Origin of the sequence: Flavobacterium sp. (assembly GCF_046153165.1) — a bacterium.
Taxonomy (GTDB): Bacteria; Bacteroidota; Bacteroidia; order Flavobacteriales; family Flavobacteriaceae; genus Flavobacterium.
In genome coordinates, this window is sequence record NZ_JBJXEN010000046.1 from 1 (window position 1) to 9,223 (window position 9,223).

The window sequence follows — 9,223 nt, forward strand, 5'->3', positions numbered from 1 at the left end:
AGAGACTCCCGCGTGAGGGATAGTAGTGGAAAACCCACAGCCTGACAAAGGAAGTGCGAGGACTTGAAGCGAATTGCTTCGCCAGTTCGGCTTTCAGCCTCGGGTGACCGACCTACCTTTTCGCGAAGGGACACACCATAAATTAAAAAATAAAAAAACATACCTTAAAATATGATGCTCCTTTTTATTTATCTTCGGGTTTAAGCATTTTGTGAGTTCCTTTCCATGCTTTTACAAAATTCGCATAGCTTATATCATTTTTTGCAGCTTGTCTTGGTAATCTTCCGTCAAGGAACGCTTTGTACAATACACCTTCAATAGTAAGATCTTCAGCAACTGTGTACGGATCATATTTGGTCTTGAGATTTATATCAAATAATCTTGCAGTATTATTGGACCAAAATGCCTTCCAACCACTTTTTAACTCTTTTATTAAATCGAAGGTTGATGATCCTGTTTGTCTATATATTAATTTAACCAATACTTGTCCGTCTTTTCTACTTAATTTTTTGAGCTGGTCTTCAAACTCATTTGTTAGGTAGTTTTCAACTAATTTAAAGTACTTTCTTTTATCTCTTTCTGATTTTAATCCTTTCATTCCTTCATTAAGAGCAGTCAATCTATCGGCTGCAGTTTTTGCATAAGGATATACTTTAAGGACACGGCGTTGAAGAATTAGGAATTTCTTTCTCTCTTCAGCAGATTTTAAATCATATCTATTAGATATGTAAACTTCTTCTAACTCAATTGGAATTTTTGCGACTGTATCAATTCCTATTAAAGGTTTTTCAACTTCAGTTGTATCAATTTTTGTAACTTGACCAAATGAAATGGTTGTTATCAAACAAATTGTTAATAGAGTGAGTATATATTTCATTTTATTCAACTAATTTTTTATCAAAAATATATATTTATTGTACAACTCTAATGCCAAATTTATAATTTAGCAAAAAATATTTTTATGAGCACGAAATCTATACTTAAAAAGTCTTCGATAGACTTTCTAGAGAACTATCTAAATAACGCCTCTCCTACTGGTTTCGAGTCTGGCGGTCAAAATTTGTGGATGGATTATTTGAAACCATATGTTGATACTTTTATTACCGATACTTACGGAACTGCCGTTGGGGTTATAAATCCAGAAGCAAAATACAAAGTAGTTATAGAAGGTCATGCAGATGAAATTGCTTGGTATGTAAATTATATTACTGATGATGGTTTAATTTATGTAATTCGTAACGGAGGTTCTGACCATCAGATAGCACCTTCTAAACGAGTAAACATACATACTAAAAACGGAATTGTAAAAGGTGTTTTTGGTTGGCCAGCGATTCATACTCGTAATCGCAGCAAGGAAGAAGCTACTAGAATTGATAATATTTTTATCGATTGTGGTTGCATGACAAAAGAAGAAGTCGAAAAACTAGGTGTTCATGTAGGTTGTGTGATTACTTACCCAGATGAATTCATGATTTTAAACAATGATAAATTTGTTTGTCGTGCCATCGATAATCGTATGGGAGGATTTATGATTGCCGAAGTAGCGCGTTTACTTCATGAAAACAAGAAAAAATTACCTTTCGGTTTATATATTGTAAATGCTGTTCAAGAAGAAGTTGGTCTTCGTGGCGCCGAAATGATTACACAAACCATTAAACCTAATGTTGCCATTGTGACTGATGTATGTCATGATACAACCACACCAATGATTGATAAAAAAATAGAAGGTGAAACTAAAATAGGTAAAGGTCCAGTCGTAACTTATGCTCCAGCGGTACAAAATAATTTACGAGAACTTATATTAGATACAGCAGAAAAAAACAAAATCCCTTTTCAGCGTTTGGCTTCCTCTCGTGTTACAGGAACCGATACTGATGCTTTTGCCTACAGCAATGGTGGCGTAGCTTCGGCACTAATTTCATTACCGTTACGATATATGCACACGACTGTTGAAATGGTGCATCGTGATGATGTAGAAAATGTCATAAAATTGATATACGAAACATTATTAAAAATAGAAAACAACGAAACCTTCTCTTATTTTAAATAATTTTTTTTAGGAGCCAATCCCACTATTTGTTACAATCTTTTGCTTTATAAAGAAAAAAGCAAAAGGATTTCCACTGCTATCGGGGCTAAAAAAAGCCGAAATTCAATTTAGAATTTCGGCTTTTTTTTAGTGATACACTGATGCGATAAGATGCTATTCTTAAAAGTTTAATAGAACTAATAAATCGAGATTTTTTCAAGTTCATAGCTAACCTTATTTTGGTAAATCGCTCTCAGTAATCTCTTTATCTTCAGCAATTATATCATCTATTGATTTGTTTAGTGAAACAAATTGTACATTATCTATAGAAATATCTATAACTTCATTATTGATTATTGCAAAATAAACAAGGTACTCAGGTTTTTCAATTTGAGTTCCAATAATACTATTGTTTTCAATAATTATTTCATCAATCGATTTTTCGTAATGAGATCCAAAAATGGTATTAATGTCTAAAAGTGTTGAATCTTTTACTTTATAATAAACTTTTTCTGCCTTTACTTTATTGATACTATCAACCGAAGTAATTGAATTTTTTTGATTGACTATTTCACTATTTAAAGCTATATAGTTATTGATAAACTTGTTGTTAAACTGATTTGATCTTACTGTAAAACTTGAAAAAGAGATTACAAGGATTCCTAAATAAATGATTGATTTTTTCATGATGATTAATTTTAAATTTTAAAAATATTTTTTTTGTTTTTATACCTACTAATATTCTATGCAAATATATATTTAAAAGAAGGTATCTTGTATTACATAGTATTGAAATTTAAGATAATTTTAACATTTTGATTACAAAAAAGGAGAAAGGAGGTGTTTTTTTAATAATTTTACATCACTTAAAATATTAACTTTACATAAAAAACAATTCTAAAAATGCAATCAAAAGCAAAAAACGTAACCGAATATCTAACAGAAATTCCAGAAGAAAGACAACAAGCTTTTAATAAACTTCGAAAAACTATTTTAGAAAATATTCCAAAAGGTTTCGAAGAATGTATGATTTACGGAATGGTTGGTTATGTTGTTCCTCATTCTATTTATCCAAAAGGTTATCATTGTGACCCAAAATTGCCTTTATCATTTACAGCTATTGCATCACAAAAAAACTTCATTGCATTATACCACATGGGGATTTACTCAAATCCTAAACTATTAGAATGGTTTACTTCAGAATTTCCAAAGCACTCTAAAAAAAAATTAGATATGGGGAAAAGTTGTATGCGCTTTAAAAAATCTGAAGATATTCCTTTTGAATTGATTGGTGAACTTATGCGAAAAATGACAGTTGAGGAATGGATAAACACTTACGAATCAGTATTCAAAAAATAATCATTAACCTTAAAATTATAAAATTATGAAAATTATCAAAAAAATTATTTTCGGATTAATCTTTATCGTCGCAATATTACTTATTGCTGGTCTATTTATTAAAAAAGAGTACGCTGTTGAAAGAGAAATTACAATTAACAAACCAATAGACAGCGTTTTTAATTATGTAAAACTCATGAAAAATCAAGACAATTTTAGTGTTTGGAACAAAAAAGATCCCAATTCTATAAGAACATTCAAAAACACCGATGGCGAAGTTGGATTTATTTACTCTTGGGATAGCAAAAATGACGAAGTTGGTGCTGGTGAACAAGAAATTATAAAAATAACTCCAAATGAGCGTATCGATTTTGAACTTCGTTTTAAAAGACCTTTTGAGGGAACAGATAAAGCTTATTTTATTACAGAGTCCGTGAGTAATGATACTACTAAAATAAAATGGGGATTCAATGGTTCGATGAAATATCCTATGAACTTATTACTTCCTATTATGGATATGGAAAATATGTTAGGTAAAGACCTGCAAAAAGGATTAGATGATTTGAAAATTATTCTAGAAAAACAATAATACAATTTGACACAAATTAAAAACCGCCTTACTAAAATTAGTAAGGCGGTTTTCTTTGGGTTTTCTTATGCTTTTTTAAGTAAGTCTACAACATCAATTGCTTTAGACATTTGAGCATACTTTAAAGCAGTATAACCTCTTTCGTTTTTTTCATCAAGACTTGCACCTTTATCCAATAAAAACTTTACGATTTCTACTTTGTTATAACGTGCCGCTAACATTAATGGTGTCATGCCTTCAGAAATTTCATTTATATCTGTACCATATTCGATAAATTTTTTAATCGTTTCAAAATCTCCTTTCATAATTGCAGCACAAAGTGGTGTTGGATTAAAAATAGTTTCAACTTTGATTTTGTTTAAAACATTTAAATTTGATGCAAATGATTCATTTGCAAAAGCTACTAAAGCCAGACCTAAAATAATGATTGTTTTTTTCATGATGATTGTTTTTTAATTAATGATTACTTATAAGACGTTATATAAGCTTTATTTGTTACACCATTTTTAAAACCATAACATATATTTAACATTTTGGAGGAAACAAAAGCCTTTAATTTCTTGTACAAAGAAAAAAAACCACGTAGAAACGTGGTTAGTATATAATTAAAAGATAGTTAACTTATTGGTTTAAAAAACTCAAAACATTCTTTTCAATTCTCTCATTAATATTTGATATATCTGCTTTTACGAATTTTTCTCCCAAAATATTTTCATACAATTCGATGTAACGTTCTGAGACTGATATAATATATTCATTAGACATATCTGGTATTTGCTGTCCTTCTTGCCCTTGAAATCCATTTTCTATTAACCAACGACGCACGAATTCTTTAGACAATTGTTTTTGTTCTTCATTCTTATCTTGTCTATCCTGATAACCATCGGCGTAAAAATAACGTGAGGAATCTGGTGTATGAATCTCGTCTATCAGAACAATTTTTCCTTCTTTGGTTTTACCAAATTCATATTTAGTGTCTACTAGAATTAATCCACGTGAAGCTGCAATTTCAGTTCCTCGTTGATATAAATCTCTTGTATACTTTTCTAAAACTAAATAATCTTCTTCAGATACAATATTTTTTGCTAAAATGTCTTCACGGGAAATATCTTCATCATGTGAACCATTATCTGCTTTTGTAGTTGGTGTAATTATAGGTGTAGGAAATTTATCGTTCTCTTTTAATCCTTCAACCATTGTTACACCACAAATCATTCTTTTTCCTAAAGCATATTCTCTTGCTGCATGACCTGAAAGATAACCACGAATAACCATTTCTACCTTAAATGGATCACACAAATGTCCAACTGCAACATTTGGATCTGGTGTCGCAATAAGCCAATTTGGGACAATATCTTGCGTGAGCTCCATAAACTTGGTAGCAATTTGATTTAGGATTTGTCCTTTGTAAGGAATGCCTTTTGGCAAGACGACATCAAAAGCTGATAGCCTGTCGGTGGCAACCATCACTAAAAGTTCATCATTTATATTATAAACTTCTCTGACTTTACCTCGGTAAACAGATTTTTGATTCGGGAAATTAAAATTTGTAGTTGTAATTGTATTCATTGTTGTGTTGTTGTTTCCGCAAAAATAGTTTGTTTTATGAATATTGTCAAAAGAATCGTGATTTTTATCTATAAAAAAAGCTGTTCTTAATAAGAACAGCTTTTAATAGAATTATAATGAGTTTACATATTTATAGACCAAACCGAATAACTATTAGGTGGACATTGTATTTTTACCCAGCTATCGCCTTGTGTAGTTGGTAACCAAGTAGATTGTCCTGTAAAATCTTTAATTTGTGCATTGCTCCAGTTTGTAGGAACCCATCTTTCTTGCCATGATGCAGAATTATTAAGATAAACTATTAAGCCTGGATTGCCGTTATAACCATTTCTTCTTGCAACATACTCATCATTATCTGAATATAAAATAGATGTATTTCCTGTTGCTTTATTATTATGAATCCAAATTAAGTTGTTCAATTTTGATTTGTCCAACCACTCTTCATAATCTCTATAAAAAATAGTTGGATATCCTTCGTGAGTTAAGATATAAGCATAAGCTAAATTCTTTTTCCAGATTTCGTTTGTATCGTGATTAGAAACAAAAGTTACTGCTTTATATGGATTTCTTTTCCACATCATATCATCATTCAAAAGAGCTAAATTATTTCCGTCGAAAGCATCATGCATTTTATAATAACATGCAAAATCGAAAACAGAACTATTGGCATTATTAGCCCACCACTCTAAAGTGTTTACATTCGAATCCCAATATTCCCCAACTGAAAAACCTCCAACATTTGCATTCCACTGATTAACAACCCAAGGGCCAAAACCTTTTACATAATCGAAACGCCAACCATCAAATTTCATAGTATTTTTATAATACTTCCCAACACCATCTGCTCTTAACCAAAGCCAATCTTTTACATAAGGATTTGCATGGCATAAATCTGGAAAACCTCCAAAAGCTCCTTCGTCGTTATTACCATATGCATTTTTGTAAAAATCATTATAAGTTCGTTTAAACTTACCTGATGCAACTCCATTAAAGTTTGTCCAAGTTTGTGTTCCTGTATATGGATTACTTTCTGAAGCTCCACCGCTATTGTGATTAATAACTATGTCGGCAAAAACTTGTAGGTTTTGAAGATGAGCATTAGTGATAAGACTAGTTAATTCAGTTTTTGATCCAAAACGAGTTTCAATAGAACCATTTTGATTAAAATCCCCAAAATCGAAATAATCTGTTGGATCATATCCCATAGAAAATGCTCCGTTTTGTGCTTTAGATGCTGGCGGTAACCAAATAGATGAAATTCCGGCATTTGCCCAATCTGTTACTTTAGTATTAATAGTGTTCCACCATGTTCCTCCTGCAGGTACATCCCAATAAAAAGCTTGCATCATTACGCCTCCCCCAGGCCCTGCAACATATTTACTTGTTTGTGATGTGTTTACATTCCCCGTACTAAAAGGATGTCCGTCATGCTTGGTTACATTTATCACTTTACTTTGTTTAGCAATGTCTAATGCCTCATCTTGTGATTTGTCTTCTGTATTACAAGCATAATTAGCTATTAATAAAGAGAATAACAAAATTTTAATTGTTGGTTTGTTCATAAAATTAGTTTTTAAAGTTGGTTTTTGATTTGATAAATTTTACTTTATTGACTAAATTTATATAAATTTTATTATGCACAATACAAACTCATTTTTAACACACTAACGAAAACGTTATAGTGTTGAAAAGTTTTAATTATATATAAAAATACAGGTGATTTTTTAATAAAAATAAAGTAATTTATTTTCTAAATTATCAATTTAATAAATACTTTTTTACAAAGACTAAGAGCCTTTTTTATAAAACTGAACGTCTTATTAAACAATTAAATAATCTGTATCCTAATATCGTACGGAGAAAATTCATTGCATTTGCATCAAAACCAATTGTAAATCGTTTGAATCTTCTTGGTGGATTTTCAGCAATTTCAAGTACTTTTTGAACTATTGTAGGTAATAAATCTTTATTTTTAGCTGTTTTTTTATGAAGTAAATCTGTTATTTTATCCATCAAGATATTATAGGATTCAATATTTGATTTTTCAGATTTTGTTACATTTTTCTGAAAGTCAGTTTTTGCATTTCCAAACTGTACTGTACAAACTTTGATATTAAAATCAATCAGCTCATAAGCCATACATTCTGAAAAACTTTCTACAGCTTTTTTTGTCGAATGATAAAAACTTCCCAAAGGCAAATTTACCAAACCTGCAACTGAAGATATATTTATAAAAAGCCCTTTATTTTGTTCCCTAAATACAGGGATAAATGCTCTGCATACTTTTACAACTCCCAACCAGTTAATATCTACAATACTTTTTATCTTATCATCTTCAGATAATTCGACAAAACTTCTATAACCAACTCCTGCATTATTAATAACAACATCGATAGTTTTATATTTTTTTAATAACTCTATTTTTGTGTTTTCAATAATTTCAGTCGATGTAACATCTAAAATATGACATTTAATATTTGGTAAACCCATTATGTCTTTACCATGATCAAGATGAATCATTGTTGCAATAACATTCCAACCGTTTTTAGAAAAATGTAAGGCCAGTTCTTTACCTAATCCACTTCCTGCTCCAGTAATAAGTACATTTTTCAATATTTCCTTTTTTTTAGTAAGTTGGTAAAACTACACAAAAATAAATGCAATATTTAGTTTTGATTAAAATTAAGAAAATTTACAAGAATTCTATTCAAATTCTGACAAGCTTATTACTACAACAAAGATTCTTTAGCCGTCATTATTTGTCTCTTATTTAAACAATTATACCTGACAAGTTTCAAAAACCTATCAGGTATAAAAAAAATTCTATTTCAAGAAAATTAATATCTAAACATTTTTTACTTATTTAATCATTATTTTCAATCTGTTTGTAAGCATCTATTACTTTTTTGACTAATCTATGACGAACAATATCTTTATCATCAAGATAAATAATACTAATTCCTTCGACGTCTTTTAGTACTAAAATTGCTTCTTTAAGTCCCGAAATCGTTCTTCGAGGCAAATCTACCTGACCTGGATCGCCAGTTATCATAAACTTGGCATTTTTTCCCATACGAGTTAGGAACATTTTCATTTGAGAATGAGTGGTATTTTGAGCTTCATCTAGAATTACAAAAGCATTATCTAAAGTACGTCCACGCATAAATGCTAATGGAGCTATTTGTATAATCCCTTTTAATATGTAATCTTCAAGTGTTTGTGGTGGCAACATATCCCGCAAAGCATCATATAATGGTTGCATATACGGATCTAGTTTCTCTTTCATATCTCCTGGAAGAAAACCAAGATTTTCACCTGCTTCTACTGCTGGACGGGTCAAAATAATACGTTTTACTTGTTTCTCTTTCAATGCTTTTACAGCCATTGCAACACCTGTATAAGTTTTTCCAGTTCCTGCGGGTCCTACGGCAAAAACCATATCGTTTTTGTTAATACAATCAACCAATAATTGTTGGTTTGGAGTCATCGCTTTTATGAGCTTTCCTCCTATTCCGTGAACCAAAATTTTGTCGATATCTGCCATTTTTTGTTCTTCTCTAGAGTCGCTCAAAATCACTCTATCAATAACATTATTATCAATAGTATTGTAACGTGTAAAGTGAACCATGAGTCTGTTGAAGCGTTTTTCGAATTCGTCTAGCTCATCTTTTTCGCCAAAGGCTTTAAGTGTTGTTCCT

Annotated in this window: 10 protein-coding genes; 3 read left to right on the plus strand and 7 right to left on the minus strand. The window is 30.6% G+C overall.

Annotated features, from left to right (window positions below):
• Window positions 1-184 precede the first annotated feature (184 nt).
• Window positions 185-877: a DUF4294 domain-containing protein gene (locus tag ACKVOV_RS05595; protein ID WP_409205783.1), complete on the minus strand. Its 693-nt coding sequence runs from the start codon at window positions 875-877 to the stop codon at window positions 185-187.
• Between the two features lie 84 nt (window positions 878-961).
• Here ACKVOV_RS05595 and ACKVOV_RS05600 point away from each other — a divergent pair, with 84 nt between their 5' ends.
• Complete coding sequence (locus ACKVOV_RS05600; protein WP_409205784.1) at window positions 962-2,050, plus strand: M42 family metallopeptidase; 1,089 nt, start codon at window positions 962-964, stop codon at window positions 2,048-2,050.
• Window positions 2,051-2,263: 213 nt separating this feature from the next.
• Here the strand turns inward: ACKVOV_RS05600 and ACKVOV_RS05605 are convergent, their stop codons facing one another.
• Window positions 2,264-2,716 carry a hypothetical protein gene (locus ACKVOV_RS05605; protein WP_409205785.1) on the minus strand — a complete coding sequence of 151 codons (453 nt, stop codon included), beginning with the start codon at window positions 2,714-2,716 and terminating at the stop codon, window positions 2,264-2,266.
• Window positions 2,717-2,932: 216 nt separating this feature from the next.
• Here ACKVOV_RS05605 and ACKVOV_RS05610 point away from each other — a divergent pair, with 216 nt between their 5' ends.
• Together ACKVOV_RS05610 and ACKVOV_RS05615 are read left to right on the plus strand one after the other, a co-directional pair.
• Entirely contained in the window at window positions 2,933-3,388 is a 456-nt protein-coding gene (locus ACKVOV_RS05610) for a DUF1801 domain-containing protein (RefSeq protein ID WP_409205786.1), read from the plus strand.
• 25 nt (window positions 3,389-3,413) lie between these two features.
• Window positions 3,414-3,956 (plus strand): SRPBCC family protein, encoded by a 543-nt coding sequence (locus ACKVOV_RS05615; protein WP_409205787.1) that lies wholly within the window; start codon window positions 3,414-3,416, stop codon window positions 3,954-3,956.
• A gap of 65 nt (window positions 3,957-4,021) precedes the next feature.
• Here ACKVOV_RS05615 and ACKVOV_RS05620 read toward each other — a convergent pair whose 3' ends face one another.
• From ACKVOV_RS05620 to ACKVOV_RS05640, 5 genes are all read right to left on the minus strand, one after another.
• On the minus strand, window positions 4,022-4,396 hold the full coding sequence (locus ACKVOV_RS05620; RefSeq protein ID WP_409205788.1) for an ankyrin repeat domain-containing protein: 375 nt from the start codon (window positions 4,394-4,396) through the stop codon (window positions 4,022-4,024).
• A 181-nt stretch (window positions 4,397-4,577) separates the two neighbouring features.
• Window positions 4,578-5,525 carry a phosphoribosylaminoimidazolesuccinocarboxamide synthase gene (locus ACKVOV_RS05625; RefSeq protein ID WP_409205789.1) on the minus strand — a complete coding sequence of 316 codons (948 nt, stop codon included), beginning with the start codon at window positions 5,523-5,525 and terminating at the stop codon, window positions 4,578-4,580.
• A gap of 122 nt (window positions 5,526-5,647) precedes the next feature.
• On the minus strand, window positions 5,648-7,087 hold the full coding sequence (locus tag ACKVOV_RS05630; protein WP_409205790.1) for an alpha-amylase: 1,440 nt from the start codon (window positions 7,085-7,087) through the stop codon (window positions 5,648-5,650).
• A gap of 238 nt (window positions 7,088-7,325) precedes the next feature.
• Entirely contained in the window at window positions 7,326-8,138 is an 813-nt protein-coding gene (locus ACKVOV_RS05635; RefSeq protein WP_409205791.1) for an SDR family NAD(P)-dependent oxidoreductase, read from the minus strand.
• A gap of 250 nt (window positions 8,139-8,388) precedes the next feature.
• Window positions 8,389-9,223 (minus strand): PhoH family protein (locus ACKVOV_RS05640; protein WP_409205792.1); only part of this gene is annotated, 835 nt, incomplete at its 5' end.

Coding starts and splice junctions, on each gene's coding strand:
- ACKVOV_RS05595 (WP_409205783.1), bottom strand. CDS start 877: ATGAAATATATACTCACTCTATTAACAATTTGTTTGATAACAACCATT.
- ACKVOV_RS05600 (WP_409205784.1), top strand. CDS start 962: ATGAGCACGAAATCTATACTTAAAAAGTCTTCGATAGACTTTCTAGAG.
- ACKVOV_RS05605 (WP_409205785.1), bottom strand. CDS start 2,716: ATGAAAAAATCAATCATTTATTTAGGAATCCTTGTAATCTCTTTTTCA.
- ACKVOV_RS05610 (WP_409205786.1), top strand. CDS start 2,933: ATGCAATCAAAAGCAAAAAACGTAACCGAATATCTAACAGAAATTCCA.
- ACKVOV_RS05615 (WP_409205787.1), top strand. CDS start 3,414: ATGAAAATTATCAAAAAAATTATTTTCGGATTAATCTTTATCGTCGCA.
- ACKVOV_RS05620 (WP_409205788.1), bottom strand. CDS start 4,396: ATGAAAAAAACAATCATTATTTTAGGTCTGGCTTTAGTAGCTTTTGCA.
- ACKVOV_RS05625 (WP_409205789.1), bottom strand. CDS start 5,525: ATGAATACAATTACAACTACAAATTTTAATTTCCCGAATCAAAAATCT.
- ACKVOV_RS05630 (WP_409205790.1), bottom strand. CDS start 7,087: ATGAACAAACCAACAATTAAAATTTTGTTATTCTCTTTATTAATAGCT.